The organism is uncultured Marinobacter sp., from assembly GCF_913055835.1.
Classification (GTDB): domain Bacteria; phylum Pseudomonadota; class Gammaproteobacteria; order Pseudomonadales; family Oleiphilaceae; genus Marinobacter.
This window is the reverse complement of the sequence record NZ_CAJXKQ010000013.1, coordinates 44,386-61,064: the sequence shown is the minus strand read 5'-3', so window position 1 is coordinate 61,064 and position 16,679 is coordinate 44,386. Positions and strand designations below refer to the sequence as shown.

At 60.0% G+C, this 16,679-nt stretch carries 12 protein-coding genes; 11 read left to right on the top strand and 1 reads right to left on the bottom strand.

Annotation, left to right across the window (positions count from 1 at the left end; genetic code table 11):
- The 11 genes from pilH to QZ534_RS09240 all read left to right on the top strand — a co-directional run bounded on the left by pilH (nt 1) and on the right by QZ534_RS09240 (nt 16,382).
- The gene (gene pilH / locus QZ534_RS09290) at nt 1–363 is read left to right on the top strand and encodes a twitching motility response regulator PilH (protein ID WP_008939836.1); all 363 of its coding nucleotides are present in this window, start codon (nt 1–3) and stop codon (nt 361–363) included.
- 20 nt (nt 364–383) lie between these two features.
- Entirely contained in the window at nt 384–929 is a 546-nt protein-coding gene (locus tag QZ534_RS09285; protein WP_296933912.1) for a chemotaxis protein CheW, read from the top strand.
- A gap of 91 nt (nt 930–1,020) precedes the next feature.
- Nucleotides 1,021–3,096: a methyl-accepting chemotaxis protein gene (locus QZ534_RS09280; RefSeq protein ID WP_296933911.1), complete on the top strand. Its 2,076-nt coding sequence runs from the start codon at nt 1,021–1,023 to the stop codon at nt 3,094–3,096.
- A gap of 27 nt (nt 3,097–3,123) precedes the next feature.
- Complete coding sequence (locus tag QZ534_RS09275) at nt 3,124–4,023, top strand: protein-glutamate O-methyltransferase CheR (RefSeq protein ID WP_064229598.1); 900 nt, start codon at nt 3,124–3,126, stop codon at nt 4,021–4,023.
- Between the two features lie 11 nt (nt 4,024–4,034).
- Nucleotides 4,035–11,627, top strand: a complete 7,593-nt coding sequence (locus tag QZ534_RS09270) for an Hpt domain-containing protein (RefSeq protein ID WP_296933908.1) — start codon at nt 4,035–4,037, stop codon at nt 11,625–11,627.
- On the top strand, nt 11,627–12,679 hold the full coding sequence (locus QZ534_RS09265) for a chemotaxis protein CheB (protein ID WP_296933907.1): 1,053 nt from the start codon (nt 11,627–11,629) through the stop codon (nt 12,677–12,679). The genes QZ534_RS09270 and QZ534_RS09265 overlap by 1 nt, the downstream gene beginning before the upstream one ends.
- Nucleotides 12,680–12,690: 11 nt before the next feature.
- Nucleotides 12,691–13,152 carry a chemotaxis protein CheW gene (locus tag QZ534_RS09260; protein WP_296933905.1) on the top strand — a complete coding sequence of 154 codons (462 nt, stop codon included), beginning with the start codon at nt 12,691–12,693 and terminating at the stop codon, nt 13,150–13,152.
- Between the two features lie 80 nt (nt 13,153–13,232).
- Nucleotides 13,233–13,724 (top strand): Fur family transcriptional regulator, encoded by a 492-nt coding sequence (locus QZ534_RS09255; RefSeq protein WP_296933903.1) that lies wholly within the window; start codon nt 13,233–13,235, stop codon nt 13,722–13,724.
- The gene (znuC, locus tag QZ534_RS09250; protein ID WP_296933901.1) at nt 13,717–14,484 is read left to right on the top strand and encodes a zinc ABC transporter ATP-binding protein ZnuC; all 768 of its coding nucleotides are present in this window, start codon (nt 13,717–13,719) and stop codon (nt 14,482–14,484) included. Before QZ534_RS09255 ends, znuC begins: the two co-directional genes overlap by 8 nt.
- Nucleotides 14,471–15,283 carry an iron chelate uptake ABC transporter family permease subunit gene (locus tag QZ534_RS09245; RefSeq protein ID WP_296933899.1) on the top strand — a complete coding sequence of 271 codons (813 nt, stop codon included), beginning with the start codon at nt 14,471–14,473 and terminating at the stop codon, nt 15,281–15,283. Before znuC ends, QZ534_RS09245 begins: the two co-directional genes overlap by 14 nt.
- Before the next feature lie 91 nt (nt 15,284–15,374).
- Entirely contained in the window at nt 15,375–16,382 is a 1,008-nt protein-coding gene (locus QZ534_RS09240) for a PAS domain-containing protein (protein WP_296933897.1), read from the top strand.
- Here the strand turns inward: QZ534_RS09240 and QZ534_RS09235 are convergent.
- Nucleotides 16,379–16,627 carry a CDGSH iron-sulfur domain-containing protein gene (locus QZ534_RS09235; protein ID WP_296933895.1) on the bottom strand — a complete coding sequence of 83 codons (249 nt, stop codon included), beginning with the start codon at nt 16,625–16,627 and terminating at the stop codon, nt 16,379–16,381. The two genes, QZ534_RS09240 and QZ534_RS09235, sit on opposite strands and share 4 nt — an antisense overlap.
- Nucleotides 16,628–16,679: the final 52 nt, after the last annotated feature.

The window sequence follows — 16,679 nt, the reverse complement described above, 5'->3', positions numbered from 1 at the left end:
ATGGCCCGCATTCTGATTGTTGACGACTCCCCTACCGAGGTTAAGAAAATCTCCACGATCCTGGAAAAGCACCAGCACGAAGTGCTGACCGCCGACAACGGCGCAGACGGTGTTGCCAAGGCCCGTGCCGAAACACCGGATCTGGTTCTGATGGATGTGGTTATGCCCGGCCTTAACGGCTTCCAGGCAACTCGCCAACTGACCCGCGCACCGGAAACCGCTTCCATCCCTGTGGTCATCGTAACCACCAAGGATCAGGAAACTGACCGCGTATGGGGCACCCGCCAGGGCGCCAAGGGTTACCTGGTCAAGCCGGTTAACGAAGACGACCTGATCAAAACAATCAACAGTCTGATTGCCTGATCCCCAACCGTGGAGTACGCATGTCCGACCAGGCCGCCCCTTTTGCCGTTCTGACGGATATCGCCGCGCGCAGCCGGTCGCTGGCTGCCGGCCTGCCGGAACAACAGGAAGCCGTTGAACTGTGGAACGGCATCGGCTTCGTTCTCGCAGGTGAACGCTACGTGGCCCCCATGGGCGAAGTCACTGAAATTCTCCATGTCCCCCGGTTCACCCACATACCCGGGGTTCGCCCGTTTCTGCTTGGCGCGGCCAATGTCCGTGGCCGCCTTCTGCCCCTGGTTGATCTCGCCGGTTTTTTCGATATCCCCCGCTCTTCCCGAAGCCAGCGGGAGCGGCGAGTGCTGGTTGTTGAACAGGGCGATATCTTCAGCGGGCTGGTAGTCGACAGTGTATTGGGCATGCAGTATTTCGCGACTGACAGTTTCAAGGATTCGCCCGAGGGCGTACCTGAAAACGTTCGACCGTTTGTCTCAGGCGGTTACGAACGCAACGAGGAAGTCTGGAAAGTGTTTTCGGCCGTCGATCTGCTCGAGGACGAACGATTTCTGGACGTCGCACAGTGGTAAGGGTGGTGACAATGGCAGGAACATCACCCTGACCGCCTGAAACCCGAAAAAACAAACTTGCCAATTTCTTGAAGAGGCCGGGAGCCAGAAAATGAAGAACAGAGCCGGAAGACTCAGTATGGGACAGGGAGGCAACAAGCTGGTTGCCGGCCTGATCGCCGCGCTGATCGCACTCACCATCCTGCTCGTTGTCGTGCTGTTCATTATCAACCAGGACAGCCAGAACGATCAGGAATACATCGCCAACACCGCCGAGCTGAGGGTGCTCTCTCAGGAAATCGCGAAGAACGCGACCGAGGCTGCCGGCGGTACCGCCGAGGCCTTCAACCAGCTGCGCCGCTCCCGTGACGAATTCCAACAGCTCTGGACCAACGTAACCGAGGGTAATCCGGAAACCGGTCTGCCACCGAGTGAACTGGCCCAGCAGAGTGGCGTTCAGGAAAACTGGAACACCGTGCGGGAAAACGCCGACAGCATCCTCTCTACCCAGGATGCGGTTCTCGGCCTGCATGAGGTTGCCCGGACCCTGAACGAAACCATCCCGCAGCTGCAGGTCGAGTACGACGATATCGTACAGATCCTGCTCGACAACAACGCACCCGCCGAACAGATCGCACTGGCCCAGCGCCAGTCACTGCTGGCGGAGCGGATTGTTCGCTCGGTCAACAACGTACTCTCCGGTGACGAAGACGCGGTTATTGCCGCCGACCGTTTTGGTCGTGACGCAAGCCTGTTCGGTCGAGTGCTCGAGGGCCAGCTGAACGGCAACCCTGCCATGGGCATCTCACGGGTAAATGACGAAGACGCCATCTACGGCCTCGAAGCCGTCGATGAACTGTTCCAGTTCGTTTCCCAGAACGTAGACGCAATCCTTGAAGCCTCTCCCGACCTCTTCAAGGTTCGTACTGCCGCCAGCGATATCTTCCAGAATTCCGAGATCCTGCTTTCCGAACTCTCTGTACTGGCCGAAAACTTCCGGACCCAGTCCGCCTCACGCCTGGTCAGCCCGACCCTGGCCTTCGCCATCCTGGCCGCCATGGTTGCGATCGTTGTGTTTATCGGTCTCGCCCTGTACCGCGAAGCCCAGGCCCGACTGGCTGCTACGCAAGAGCAGAACGAGCAGAACCAGAACGCGATCTTGCGACTGCTGGACGAACTGGCCGACCTGGCTGATGGTGACCTGACCACCGAGGCCACGGTAACCGAGGACTTCACCGGCGCGATCGCCGACTCCATCAACTACGCGATCGACCAGATGCGCGGGCTGGTACAGGCGATTCGTGGTACCGCCGTACGGGTAGCCTCAGCGGCCCAGGAAACCCAGGCTACGGCCATGCACCTGGCTGATGCTTCCGAGCACCAGGCCCAGGAAATTGCCGGTGCCTCCGCCGCGGTTAACGAGATGGCGGTGTCCATCGACCAGGTATCCTCGAACGCCGCCGAATCCTCCGCGGTTGCGGAGCGGTCGGTTGCGATCGCGAAGAAAGGCGCGGAAGTGGTACAGAACACCATCCGCGGCATGGACAACATCCGTGAACAGATCCAGGAAACCTCCAAGCGGATCAAGCGTCTGGGTGAGTCTTCCCAGGAAATCGGTGACATCGTATCCCTGATCAACGACATCGCCGACCAGACCAACATCCTGTCCCTGAACGCAGCGATCCAGGCCTCCATGGCCGGTGACGCGGGCCGGGGCTTCGCGGTGGTTGCGGACGAAGTTCAGCGACTGGCGGAACGTTCGTCCGCTGCAACCAAGCAGATTGAAGCGCTGGTTAAGACGATCCAGTCGGATACCAACGAAGCGGTTATCTCCATGGAACACACCACTGCCGAGGTGGTCCGTGGTGCCCGTCTGGCCCAGGACGCGGGTATCGCCCTCGAGGAAATCGAGAACGTATCCATGTCTCTGGCGGAACTGATCCAGAACATCTCCAACGCCGCACGTCAGCAGTCCTCGTCGGCCGCTCACATTTCCAACACCATGAATGTTATCCAGGAAATCACGTCCCAGACCTCCTCTGGTACCAATGCGACCGCGAAGTCCATCGGTAACCTGGCAGAAATGGCGTCCGAGCTGCGGTCTTCCGTTGCCGGCTTCACCCTGCCGGAAGAAGACGTGGCGGATCAGGAAGAAGAGGAAGACAGCGACGTTCCGGTGGTGGGCTGATTTCCGTTCCAGGGCTGTTGACGGTTTATGGCGCAAATGCATAACAACCTGTCACCTGCCGAGGGCATCTGGTCACTGCGCCGACTCCCGGATATGGACGAGGCGCAGTTCAGCCAGTGGCAAACCCTGCTGGAACACCGAACCGGCATAACCCTGTCCGCCGAGCGTCGCTCGTTTCTGGAAACGAACCTTGGCATCCGGATGCGGGAAATCGGCTGCAGCAGCTATCAGGCCTATTACGAAAAAATCGTATCCGGGCCCGATGCAATCCGGGAATGGTCAACGCTGGTGGATCGGCTCACGGTTCAGGAAACCCGGTTTTTCCGGGATCCCGACGCCTTCCGGCTGGTTTCCGACTATGTCCTGACCCGGCCGAGGGAGCAACTGAAAAAGCGCCCCCTGGAAGCCTGGAGTGTCGGATGTTCCACCGGAGAGGAGCCCTACACCCTGGCCATGGTGCTGAATGAATGCATGAGCCAGCTGGCGTTACAGCCACTGTTTGGCGTCACCGGCTCTGACATCAGCAAACCGGTGATCGAGAAGGCCCGGAACGGTCAGTTCAACCCCCGCAAACTGCTGGGAATGGACGAGGACATGAAATCCCGGTATTTCCGCCCGGCCGAGCGGAATACCGTAGAAATTGTGAACAGCATCCGTGACAGGGTGTGCTTTACCAGACTGAATGTTCTGGATCTTGATAAAGCCCCCATGCACGGGATGAACATCATCTTCTGCCAGAATCTGCTGATTTATTTCCGTCGCTGGCGCCGGCGGGAAATTGTCAAGCGACTTGCAGAGCGGCTGGCGCCCGGGGGGTTGCTGGTTCTGGGCCAGGGAGAGCTGACCGACTGGCAGCCTCCCGGGTTACAGAGAGTCCCCTCGGAACATGTGCTGGCGTGGATCAAACGCCAGACTGACGAAGAATAACCGGAGTGGTTATGGGCAATCACCATGACAGCATCGCCCTCGACTGGGTTCGGGGAGAGATACAGGACACGCTGACCCAGGGTCAGCATGCACTGGAAGCGTATGTCGAGAATCGTGACGACACCGCGCGCCTGCGCTTCTGCCTGAATTATCTCCATCAGGTACACGGCACCCTGCAAATGGTCGAGCTCTACGGTGCAGCCCTGCTCACCGAGGAAATGGAAAAGCTCACCCAGGCCGTGCTCAACGAAACCGTTGCCAATACCGACGAAGCCGTTGAAGTCCTGATGCAGGCCATCCTGCAGCTACCCCAATACCTTGAGCACCTGGCCAGCAGCCAGGACGATTTCCCGATGGTGCTGCTGCCACTGCTTAACGACCTTCGGGCCGCCCGTGGCGAATCCCTGCTCTCCGACACCTCGCTGTTCAAACCGGACCTGGCTCCCTCACGAATCACCGTGACTGGAAAGGTATCCCAGCGCCTGCAGGACCCGACAGTTCTGGGCCACATCCGTAAGCTGCGCCAGATGTACCAGTTCGCATTGGCTGGCGTTATACGGGAAGCGGATCTGGATGCCCATTTCGAGTACATGCAGAAGGTGATCCAGCGACTGATCCGCTTGTGCCAGAAGACGCCCAGGGGCGAGCTCTGGAAAGCGGCCAGTGCCTTTGTGGAAACGCTGCAGGCACACGTCAATCCGGTGAATGCGGCAGTGAAATCCCTGCTCCGGGAACTGGACAGTGAAATCCGCCGACTGACCGACGAGCATGCCGACATCCTCCAGCAACCGGCGCCGGAAGCACTGCTCAAACACCTGCTCTACTATGTTGCCCGGGCCCGGGACCTGGATTCACCCCAGGTCAGTGCCCTGCGGGACGCCTACCAGCTGAATCAGGCGCTGCCTTCGGAAGACGATGTTGATGCCGCTCGAACCCGGGTATCCGGTCCGGGTCGGGATGCCATCCATTCCGTGGTGGGTGCGCTCAACGAAGAGCTGGCCAAACTCAAGGACCAGCTGGACCTGTTTGTTCGCTCAGAGCTGCGTCAGAACAGTGAACTTGAGGACCTGTTGCCGGGCTTGCGTCAGGTGGCCAATACCCTGGCGGTGCTGGGTCTCGGCATACCAAGGAAAGTGGTGACCGAGCAGGTTGAACTGGTTGAAAAACTCAGCACCCAGACCGAGCAGGTTGACGATGGCACCCTGATGGACATCGCCGGCGCGCTGCTTTACGTCGAGGCCAGTCTCGCCGGCCTGGACAGTGAAGGACAGCAGGAGTCGTCCGCAGAGGAGGCTCCCGATGCCCCGGTGAACCTGGGCTCCAGGGAACTGGGCGAAGCCAGTGGTGCACTGCTCCGCGAATCCCGGAACACCCTGGAACAGGTGAAATCCGCCATCGTGAATTTCATTGCCTCGCAATGGGATACTCGGGAAATTGAGCATGTTCCGGGCCTGCTGCACAGCATTCGCGGCGGCCTCAGCCTGATCCCGCTGGACCGGGTTGCCGGCATGCTGGCCTCGGCCGAGCGTTACATTACCGATGTGTTGCTGGGCAGCAAACAGGTTCCGGACTGGAAGCAATTGGATATCCTGGCCGATGCGGTCACCAGCATCGAGTATTATCTCGAGCGCCTGGCCGAAGGGATTGGCGACAACGATTCGATCCTCCGAGTCGCTGAAGACAGTCTCGCATCCCTCGGTTTCCCGGTCGGTGCCGAGCCCACGTGGACGGAGACCACCGAGGAGGATGTACCCGTTGTTGAACCGGTTGCAGAGCACCCGGAGACCACCACAACGGCCGCCCCCGAAGAAACCAAGGGTTCGGACGCGGAACTCCTGGACGATGAAATTCTCGGTATCTTCGTTGAGGAAGCCGAGGAAGTTCTCGAAACCATCCACGAATTCTATCCCCGGCTGCGCCAGAATCACGATGACCGTGAAGCGCTCACCGAGGTTCGTCGCGCCTTCCACACACTCAAGGGCAGCGGCCGTCTCGTTGGCGCTACCAGTATTGGCGAGTTGGCATGGTCAGTGGAAAACCTGCTGAACCGTGTGATTGATCAGACCATTCGCCCCACCGACGATATGTTTACCCTGGTGGACGAGGTCAATGCCCGCATTCCCTCGCTGATCCGGGAGTTCAAGGAAGGCCAGAGCGCTGGCGATGTTGAAGCGCTCATCAGCCGTGCCGAGGCCATGGCGACAACCCGCCGGACTGACGATGAGGCTGTCGAAGCATCGGAAGTTGCAGAAGAGGAAGACACAACCTCCGAGACCCCAGAGGAAGTCCGGGAAACAGAGTTGCCCATCGAGGAGACAGACACCGAAGAGGCGGCATCTGAAGCTTCCTTTGATGAAGACGACCTGATTGACGACGAAATACTCGAAATCTTTGTTGAAGAAGCCGGTGAGGTGCTGGACACCATTCGTGAATACCTGCCGATGCTTCTGCGCCAGCACGATGACCGCAGTGCTCTGTCGGAAGTTCGCCGCGCCTTCCACACACTGAAAGGCAGTGGCCGTATGGTTGGCGCACTGGTAGTGGGTGAGCTGGCCTGGTCCGTAGAGAACATGCTGAACCGCGTTATCGACGGCAGCATCTTCATGAATGATGACATTGCCAGCCTGCTGGAGGATGTCACTTCCAACCTGCCCGCCCTGGTCGAAGATTTTGAAAAGCGCCGGTCGCCATCGGTCGACACCTCGAACCTGGAAGCCCGAGCCAACGCCCTGGCCAACGGCGAGATTCCCGATGCCAGCATGATGCCCGCGGCCGAATCGGAAGGACTGGAAACCACGTCCGAAGGCGAAACCGATACCGGCGAGCCAGAGGCCCTGGCTACTGACGAGGATGCGGTTGACCCGGTGTTGCTGGATATTTTTGAAAGCGAAACCGAGACTCATCTTCAAACGCTGAAGGATTTCCTCTCGGCCGCAGGTGACAAAACCACGGTTGCCTACACCGATGATCTTTCCCGGGCCCTGCATACGCTCAAGGGCAGTGCACATACCGCTGGCATTGCCCCGATCGCTGCCGTGATCACGCCACTGGAGCGTTTCGTCAAGGAATCCCGGGCTCAAAACAAGCGCGCCAACCGCGACGTGCTCTCGCTGATTGAATCCGCCTGCGATTTCCTGACCCAGGGCCTGGCCCAGATCCGTGAAAACCCGCAGGCTTCGCTGCCCGGCACCGAAGCCTTCCTTGAAAAGCTGCACCAACTGACGGAAGAAACACTCCGCAGTCACAGCGAGGAGGCGCCGCGCCAGCACCCGGAGCAGGCGCCGTCACAGCTGGTTCAGCTGTTCCTGAACGAAGGTCTCGACATTGTTCTCGATGCTGACCGGATTCTCGATCACTGGGCGGACAACCCCCGCGAAATGGAGTCGTTGAACCCGCTACGTTCCGAACTGGAGCAGCTGACCGCCGGCGCCTCCCAAGCCGGGCTTGGCGACGTTGCCGCGCTGTCGAGTGCCCTGAAAGAAACCTATGACGAGGCGGCAAAACACAACGAAGCGCCGAACGAGGTTTTCTTCGAGACGGTTCGTGCCGCCCACGAACAGCTCATCAACATGATGGACCAGGTGGCAGCCGGGCTTGCTACCGAATCCAGTGATGATATGGTCACCGCCCTTGAAGGGCTGAAACAGGCTCAGGCCCCGGAAAGCCAGGAACCGGATGCCTTCGAACAGGAATTCACCGGCGACCTTGAGGAGATCGATCTCAGCTTTGAGATGGACGAGAGCGAGACGCCGGCCAGTGAAGAGGCCGAGACAACCGAGCAACCGCCGCTGCCGGAAACGGCCGAAGCCGACGACGAAATGGATGAGGAGCTGGCGGAAATCTTCCTGGAGGAAGCCCGCGACCTTATCGACAGTACCGCCGAAGCGCTCCAGAGCTGGAGCGAGAATACGGCGAACCTGGATATCCTGCGTCTGCTTCAGCGGGATCTGCATACCCTCAAGGGTGGCGCACGGCTTGCGGACATCCCGGCCGTAGGCGATCTCTCCCATGAACTGGAGAACCTGTTCGAGGGATTGACCGAACAGCGGCTGTCGATCAACGACGAGCTGTCCGACCTGCTCTTCCGCTGCCACGACCGCCTGGCGGGTATGGTTGAGAATCTGGAGGCCAAGGAGCCGCCACGTCCCGCTCCGGATCTGATTGCCGAAATTCAGGCCTACATGGACAGCGCTACAGGAACCCGGCCGGTCACCAATGTGGCCAGCCTCGAAGACGAATCCGCACCGGATGCAAACGCAGAGGAGCAGGCCCCACTCCCGGAAGTGGATGAGCCTGAAGGAACTGAACTGTCCGATGAAGACGGTGAATCGGAAGACGGAGTCGCCGACCTATCGCACCTGGATCCGGAACTGGTCGGTATCTTCCTGGAAGAGGCCTACGATCTGATTAACTCAACCGGGAGTGCCTTGCACACCTGGACAGAGGATCCTTCGGACCGGAGCATTGCAGCGGAGCTGCAACGGGATGTCCATACCCTCAAGGGTGGCGCCCGTATGGCCGGGGTGGAAGCCATCGGCGATCTGACCCACGTGCTTGAAGACCTGTTTGAAAAGGTTGCGGAAGGTCAGCTGGAAGCCAGCGACTCCATGAATGACCTGCTGTTTGCCTGCCATGACAGGCTGGCGCAGATGGTCGAACAGGTGGCCACCCAGAAGCCCTGTCCACCGGCCGATGAGCTGGTTGCCCGCGTCCAGTCCATCCTGCGGGGCGAGGCAATGCCCTCTGATACCCTGGAGGAAGAGACCGAACAGCCCGTAGCGGCAGAGAAAGCCGAGCCTCCGGCCGAGGAAACGCCGGAAGGCACCAGCCTCAGCGAGACCCTGGCACAGGCCAGTGATGACGACCTGATCGGTATCTTCCTGGACGAAGGTCTGGAAATCTACGACGCCATCAGCGAATGTCTGGACCAGTGGCGCGACGAGCCCGAAGTACTCACCGGCCTGACCCAGCTTCAGCAGGAACTACACACCCTCAAGGGCGGTGCGCGGCTTTCAGATGTGGATCCCATTGCCAACCTGGCAGAGGCCTGGTCAGACGCCCTGGATCCGCTGATTTCCGGATCCAATAACCAGAAGACCCTGCTGAACCTCAGCGATCGTGCACTGGGCAGCCTCAAGTCCATGCTCGACAGCCTGGAGGAAGGCAGCAAGCCTGAACCGGATACCGGGCTTGTTGAAGACTTCCAGACTGCTCATGAGGTAGCCGCCCAAGAAAGCGCAGCTCCCCGTGCCGAATCCGAACAGGAAGCGATCGATCCGGAGGTACTGGAAATCTTCCTGGAGGAAGCCGGTGAGATCATGGACCAGCTTGAGCAGTTGCTCGATGACTGGCGCAAAGAGCCGGCAAACCACAACTTCAATCAGGAAGCCCAGCGGGCATTGCACACCCTCAAGGGCGGTGCCCGTCTGTCCCAGCTGACCCAGCTTGGCGACAGGGCGCACGCGTTTGAGACCCGCCTGATTGACCTGGGCGGCAATGCCCCTGATGAATCCCAGTGGCAGGCCATTACCGAAGACCACGACGCCATCATTGCCCTGGTTGCCGATATCCGTAAAGGCTATGAGTCAGGCACGGGTGTGCCCGCAGCGAAGGCAGAGCAACCAGCGCCTGCCCCGGCCGTCCCGGAACCGAAAACGTCTGAACAGCCGACACCGCCCGCCAAAGCGGAAAAACCGTCGGCACCGGCACCAAAGCCCGGCAAATCTCCGGCCAAGGCCCGTAAACAAGCGGCGGAGGCCCAGCGCGCGGCCCAGGAAACCATCCGGGTGTCGGCACCGCTGCTGGATGAGCTGGTCAACCTGGCCGGTGAAACCAGTATCACCCGGGGCCGCCTGGAACAGCAGACCAGCGATTTCGGTCATACCCTGGATGAAATGGCTGCCACCATCGAGCGTCTGCGTGAGCAGTTGCGCCGGATGGAAATCGAGACCGAAGCCCAGATCCTGTTCAGCGCCGAGAAAGAGCACGGCCCGGATTACGGCGACGACTTCGACCCCCTGGAAATGGACCGTTACTCGTCCATCCAGCAGCTGTCCCGGGCCCTGACCGAATCTTCCTCGGACCTCGCGGACCTGCGAGAGACCCTGTCCGACCGGGTACGTGACACCGAAACCCTGCTGGTACAGCAGTCGCGGATCAACACGGAACTCCAGGAAGGTCTGATGAAGACCCGGATGATTCCGTTCGCCTCCATGGTGCCCCGTCTGCGACGGATCGTTCGCCAGATCAGCGGCGAACTGGGCAAGAAAGTGGACTTCGATGTTCGCAATGCCGAGGGCGAGATGGACCGGAACATTCTGGAGCGCATGATCGCGCCCCTCGAACACATGCTCCGGAACGCACTGGACCACGGCATTGAAAGCCCGGCCGACCGCAAGAAGGCTGGAAAACCCGAAACCGGCGAAGTGACGCTGTCACTGACGCGGGAAGGCGGCGACGTAGTGCTGCGCATGATCGACGATGGCGCCGGCATTCCCTCCTCGGTGATTCGGGACAAGGCCATCCGTCAGGGCATGCTGCGGGAAGATGAAGACCTGTCCGAACGGGAAATCCTGCAGTTCATCCTGCAACCCGGCTTCTCCACCGCCCAGCAGGTGACCCAGATTTCCGGCCGGGGCGTGGGCATGGACGTGGTTGCCAGCGAGATCAAGCAGCTCGGCGGTAGCCTCGACATTGATTCGGCCCTGGGCCGTGGTACAACCTTCACCGTGCGTCTGCCGTTCACGGTATCCGTGAACCGGGCCCTGATGGTGTCCACGGGCGAGGACTTCTACGCCATCCCGCTGAACACCATCGAGGGTATTGTCCGGGTCAGCACCTACGAGCTCGAGGAATACTACAAGCCGGACGCACCGCTGTACGAATACGCCGGCCAGGAATACCGGCTTCAGTATCTGGGCAGCCTGCTGAACAGTGACCACCATCCGAAGCTGCAGGGTCAGGCCCTGCCACTGCCGGTGATCCTGGTACGCGGCGCCGAGCAACCCATGGCCCTGCAGGTGGACAACCTGATGGGCAGCCGGGAAATCGTTGTTAAGTCCCTTGGCCCGCAGTTCAGTTCCGTGCGGGGTGTCTCGGGTGCGACCATCCTGGGTGACGGTAACGTGGTGGTGATTCTCGACCTGCCAGCCATGATCCGTTCCGACATCCTGTCCGAACGCCAGCGCCTGGCCAATCTCGAGAAGGCCCGCGAGTCTGCCCGATACGAGGAACAGGCCACCGTGGTCATGGTGGTGGACGACTCGGTCACGGTACGGAAGGTTACTTCACGACTGCTGGAGCGTAACGGCATGGAAGTCATCACCGCCAAAGACGGCCTGGATGCGGTGGCGCAGCTTCAGGACCACAAGCCGGACATCATCCTGCTGGATATCGAGATGCCGCGGATGGACGGTTTCGAAGTTGCCAGCTTTGTGCGCCACGACGACAACCTGCGGGAAACTCCGATCTGCATGATCACCTCGCGGACCGGCGAAAAACACCGCGAACGTGCGCTGGCCATTGGTGTCAACGAGTATCTCGGCAAGCCGTTCCAGGAAACCGAGCTGCTTGAAACCATTGAGCGGCTGACCGGAAGACAGTGATGGCCGGCCAGTGTGGCCGGCCTACGGTCGGGATCGTGTCGGATGTGGTGCTGCAGCGTCATCGCCTGCAGGCCGCCACTTCCAAGTTCGGTCTCGAGGTGCGTTTCTCCGGGGATCCGGACCGGTTATTGGGCTATCCGGCGTTTCCCGATGCCAGCCTCTGGCTGGTGACCCTCGAGGACGAGGCCGACCACCCGCAACTGTTCGATCACCTGCTCGAGAATACGGAGGCACCGGTACTGTTCGGGCTGGACGAGGCCCCCAAGCCTGGAACCACCGAGTACTTTCGCTGGGAGAGGCGGCTGCTGGGCAAGCTGGAACAGCAACTGGGGCATCTTGAAGAGCTGGATTCCGAAGCCACACTGGCAGAGCTGGAGCAGGAGGTGCCGGAAGCAACACCGTCACCGGATCTGCCTCACTGGATTCCACCGGCCGTTCCCGGATCGGTGGCCGAAGAAGTCTGGATACTGGGTGCTTCCCTGGGTGGCCCGGCGGCGGTAAAGACGTTCCTGGATCACCTGCCTCCGAATCTGCCTGTGGGCTTTATCTATGCCCAGCACATTGATGGCAATTTCACCGAGGTCCTGACCCGGGTCCTGGGTCGCCACGCCCACTACCAGCTCAAGCGGGCGGAAGACGGTTACCAGGTCAAGAATGGTGATGTTGTACTGATGCCGGTGGAGCATGAGTGGAAGTTGAGCGAACAAGGCACCCTGACAGAAACCAGCAACGCCTGGCCCGGCCCCTATGGCCCTTCCATTGACCAGGTGTTGCTGAATATCGCTGATCATTACGGGCAGCGCTGCCATGCCATTCTGTTTTCCGGCATGGGCAATGATGGCGCTATTGCCGCGCCTCTGCTGAAAGCCTACGGAAGCCGGATATGGGTGCAGGAAAGCACAAGCTGTGGCAACAGCTCCATGCCCGAATCCGTGGCCGCCACCGGTTGCGCCGGTTTTTGTGGCACCCCCGAACAACTGGCCCGGGAACTGGTAAAAACCATTGAAGAATCCTGCCTGCTCAAGAGCCGGCAGAAACGGGACTCCGCCTGAGGTAACAAGCAATGAATGACAACAGCCAATCCCTCTCCTGCGTCATGATTCCCATGAGCGGACGGCAACTACTGCTGCCAAACGTCTCGATTGCAGAAGTGGTGGACTACGCCAGCTCTGATGCGGGCGCCAACACACCGGAGTGGCTGGTTGGATACCTGGACTGGCGGGGCCTCCAGCTTCCCGTGATCTCCTACGATGCGGCCAACGGTGGCTCCCTCACTGTTCCGGGCGACAATCGTGGCCGAATTGTGGTGCTCAACACCATCGGAGATCACCACAAGGAAGTCCCCTTTATGGCCCTGGTTACCCAGGGTATTCCCAGCCAGGCTCGCCTGACCGAGGATCAGGTCAGGAAACTGGAAGGCGAACCGGGCCCGGCAGACCTCATGCTGGTTGAGGTAGAGGGCGAGAACGCCTGGATCCCGAATCTGGAGTATCTGGAGTCACTGGTTCTGAAATCCCGGCACTGACCGGTTGCCCGGCCCGGTGTCGAGCATGGCAGACATTCCTGTAAATGTTATAATGTTTCAAATTTTACAGGATCCAGACCATGTCCGCCCGAGCGATTCCCTATCGGCCCCACAACCATGACGCCTGTGTCAGCCAGGCTCTGACTGACGCTCGGGCCATTTGCCAGCGCCAGAACGCCCGTCTCACCCCCATTCGGGAAAGGGTACTGGAACTGATCTGGCAGTCCCATAAGCCCCTCGGTGCCTATGATGTGCTCGCAGAGTTGTCCTCCGATGGCCATAATGCAGCCCCGCCGACGGTTTACCGTGCCCTGGATTTCCTGCAACAGCACGGCCTGGTGCACCGCATTGCCTCACTCAACGCCTTTATCGGCTGTACCCACGCCGGTGAACACCACACCGGAATGTTTCTGATCTGTCGTGCCTGTGGCAATGTGCTCGAGCTGACCGCACCTGCAGTCTCAACAGAAGTCGGCAAAGCGGCCTCCGAGGAAGGGTTCCGGGCCGAGAACACCACGCTCGAGATTGCCGGTCTGTGTCCCCGCTGCCAGGCGGAGCCGGACCATGACTGACCCCCTGGTCCGCCTGGAAAATCTCACAGTGCGCTTTGACGAACGCCCCGTGGTTGACCGGGTCAACCTGGCTATTCACCGCGGTGACATCATCACTATCATTGGCCCCAACGGTGCTGGCAAGACCACGCTGATCAAGGCGGTCCTGGGTATCCAGAAAGTATCCGCGGGCCATGTGTCGTTGAAAAAAAATCTGGTCATCGGCTATGTCCCTCAGCACCTGACGCTCGAAGCCACGCTGCCCGTGAGCGTAAAACGGTTCATGCTGCTCAGCGGCCAGTCAATCGCAGAATGTGAATCCGCTCTGGCACGAACTGGCGTTGGCCATCTGCTTCACGCCTCCGTGCACCACCTCTCCGGCGGGGAGAAACAGCGGCTGTTACTCGCCCGGGCCCTGGCCCGCAAGCCGGACCTGCTGGTGCTGGATGAACCGGCCCAGGGCGTGGATATCAATGGCCAGGCGTCGCTTTACGACCTGATTCGAGAGCTGCGGGACGACCTGAACTGCGGTGTAATCATGATCTCCCACGACCTGCATCTGGTCATGGCGGCTACCGACAAGGTTATCTGCCTGAACCAGCATGTCTGCTGCAGTGGTTATCCGGCAGACATCTCTCACGATCCCGCCTTTATCGAGACGTTTGGCCGACCGGTGGCAGAATCCCTGGCGGTTTACCACCATCACCATAACCACAGTCATGACCTGCACGGGGACGTGGTTGAGGGCGGCCACACGGAGTGTGATCATGCCCATCATTGATGCCGTCCTGGACGATTTCTTCTGGCGCGCTCTGATTGGCGGTCTTGGTGTTGCCCTCGTGGCGGGGCCACTGGGCTGCTTCGTGGTCTGGCGACGCATGGCCTATTTTGGCGATACCCTGGCGCACTCGGCGCTGCTGGGTATTGCCCTGAGCTTTCTGATCAGCGTGCCACTGAACCTTGGCGTGATCATCACCTGCGTGGTCCTGGCGATGGCACTCGTTCTGCTCTCCCGAACCAGGACGCTGGCAACGGATACCCTGCTCGGTATTCTGGCCCACAGTGCCCTGGCCATCGGCCTGGTAACGCTGAGCTTCATGCCGGATGTTCGCGTTGACCTGACTGGCCTTCTGTTCGGGGATCTGCTCGCCATGAGTCGAAACGACCTGCTGTGGATCTACGGCGGCGCTGCGCTGATCCTTGTGCTGCTTGCGGTGCTTTGGCGGGGCTTGCTGATGAGTACGATTCACGAAGAACTCGCCCGGGTGGAAGGCGTTGCTGTCGAACGGCTCCGTCTGGTTCTGATGCTGATGTTTTCCCTGGTCATTGCAGTGGCCATGAAAATCGTCGGCGTACTGCTTATTACCGCATTGCTGATCATTCCTGCGGCGACCGCCCGAAGATTGGCTCACAATCCGGAGATCATGGTGGCCATGGCGATCGGGTTCGGGTTCATTGCGGTAAGCGGCGGCCTGAGCCTGTCCTGGCACCTGGACACACCGGCCGGCCCCTCCATTGTGGTGACAGCTTTCGTCGCTTTCCTGCTGGTCTATGGTGCAGCCGGCAAAGTCCGCACCTGAACATTTCCCTCCGCAGCAGAGCTGAACTAGAGTATAGAAGTACAGTCGGTCTGGCCCAGGGGTACAGACCCAGCCGCAAAGGACGCCCGGCATGGAAAGCTCAGCTCCAGGCCGGTTCCGCAGACCGGTACTTTGGCCAGGACTCTGGATCCCCCTGCTTCTGGTCGCAGCCGGACTGCTGGTAACCGGAATCACCGCAAGTATTGAGGGTCGGCGGGCCATGGCGCTTGCTGAGGCGCGTTACTATGCCCAGCATCAGGCTCTGGTCAATCATCTGTTGGCCAACGTGCCGGACCGGTCGGTGTCGGGTGACAACAACCAACCCGTTTCGGTATGGCTCCAGGCTTTGTTCAGCGACACCCTGCCCGATTCCCTCGGCTTGCGTATTGATACCCTCGAACGACACACCAAGAGGCCACTGCTGGAGATACGAACCAACGGTTCAGTGGACCCGACGCGGGCACTGCGCACAGAAGTGTCACCACTGGACCAGCAGTGGATCCTCACCACCGTGCCCTCTCCAGAAGGGCTGGAAGAAGTCGCCCGGTCTGCCTCACAAACGGTCTGGATAGCCGGTGTCGCGCTGTCTGTGTTCGCTGCCTCGCTTGCCCTGCTCCTCAACCGCCGACTTCATCTGCAGACGCTCCATATCCGCGGCCTTGAACAGCGGGAAATTGGCGCTGATCACCAGATCGCCAACTTTCAGGTCGAGAAGTCGATACTGCGTCAGGCGCTGAATGACAGCGAACAGCGAAGTCGTGATCTGGTAGCCCTGTCTGGAGCCGTGATCTGGGAGCTGGATGAAAATGGCCGGATCGGTTTTGTTTCACCACAGATTGCCGAACTCCTGGATCGAGCGCCCACTGATCTGGTGGGGCAGCCCCTGGAAGAGATGGTTGCGCCAGCCTTTCAGGACAATTTCAGGCGGGCCTTGTCAGCCGCTCGCAGCGAGGGTTCCATTGAGCGGATCGATCTTCCGCTGCTCCACCGGGATGAGGAAAACGAGGTTCCGGTTGTGCTCAGGGTCCGGGCTCTGAAAGACCCGGTCCACGGCCTTTCAGGCTTCAGGGCAAGTACCCTGCAGCGTATGGCGCTTTAGTCGAGGGTCTTGTGGGTGCCATCGCACAAGGGAGCGTTGCCCGTTTGTTTGCACCCGCAGAACCAGACCCACTCTTTCTTTTCGGCCTCGAATTTTACCGGTGTTATCCCGGTCCCCTTATGGGAGCCATCACAGAATGGCTGGCTGCCACTGCGGCCGCAGGCACACCAGAAGTAATTCTTTCCTGCCTCCACCATGACAGAAAAAGGCGTCTTGCTGGCGATCACCGGTTTCGCATCGGACATAATCTGTTCCCCCAAGTCATGACTTTACGGAACCAGTATAGACACTGTTCCG

Coding starts and splice junctions, on each gene's coding strand:
- QZ534_RS09260 (WP_296933905.1), top strand. CDS start 12,691: ATGAATGACAACAGCCAATCCCTCTCCTGCGTCATGATTCCCATGAGC.
- QZ534_RS09270 (WP_296933908.1), top strand. CDS start 4,035: ATGGGCAATCACCATGACAGCATCGCCCTCGACTGGGTTCGGGGAGAG.
- QZ534_RS09255 (WP_296933903.1), top strand. CDS start 13,233: ATGTCCGCCCGAGCGATTCCCTATCGGCCCCACAACCATGACGCCTGT.
- znuC (WP_296933901.1), top strand. CDS start 13,717: ATGACTGACCCCCTGGTCCGCCTGGAAAATCTCACAGTGCGCTTTGAC.
- QZ534_RS09285 (WP_296933912.1), top strand. CDS start 384: ATGTCCGACCAGGCCGCCCCTTTTGCCGTTCTGACGGATATCGCCGCG.
- QZ534_RS09280 (WP_296933911.1), top strand. CDS start 1,021: ATGAAGAACAGAGCCGGAAGACTCAGTATGGGACAGGGAGGCAACAAG.
- QZ534_RS09240 (WP_296933897.1), top strand. CDS start 15,375: ATGGAAAGCTCAGCTCCAGGCCGGTTCCGCAGACCGGTACTTTGGCCA.
- QZ534_RS09245 (WP_296933899.1), top strand. CDS start 14,471: ATGCCCATCATTGATGCCGTCCTGGACGATTTCTTCTGGCGCGCTCTG.
- QZ534_RS09275 (WP_064229598.1), top strand. CDS start 3,124: ATGGCGCAAATGCATAACAACCTGTCACCTGCCGAGGGCATCTGGTCA.
- QZ534_RS09235 (WP_296933895.1), bottom strand. CDS start 16,627: ATGTCCGATGCGAAACCGGTGATCGCCAGCAAGACGCCTTTTTCTGTC.
- QZ534_RS09265 (WP_296933907.1), top strand. CDS start 11,627: ATGGCCGGCCAGTGTGGCCGGCCTACGGTCGGGATCGTGTCGGATGTG.
- pilH (WP_008939836.1), top strand. CDS start 1: ATGGCCCGCATTCTGATTGTTGACGACTCCCCTACCGAGGTTAAGAAA.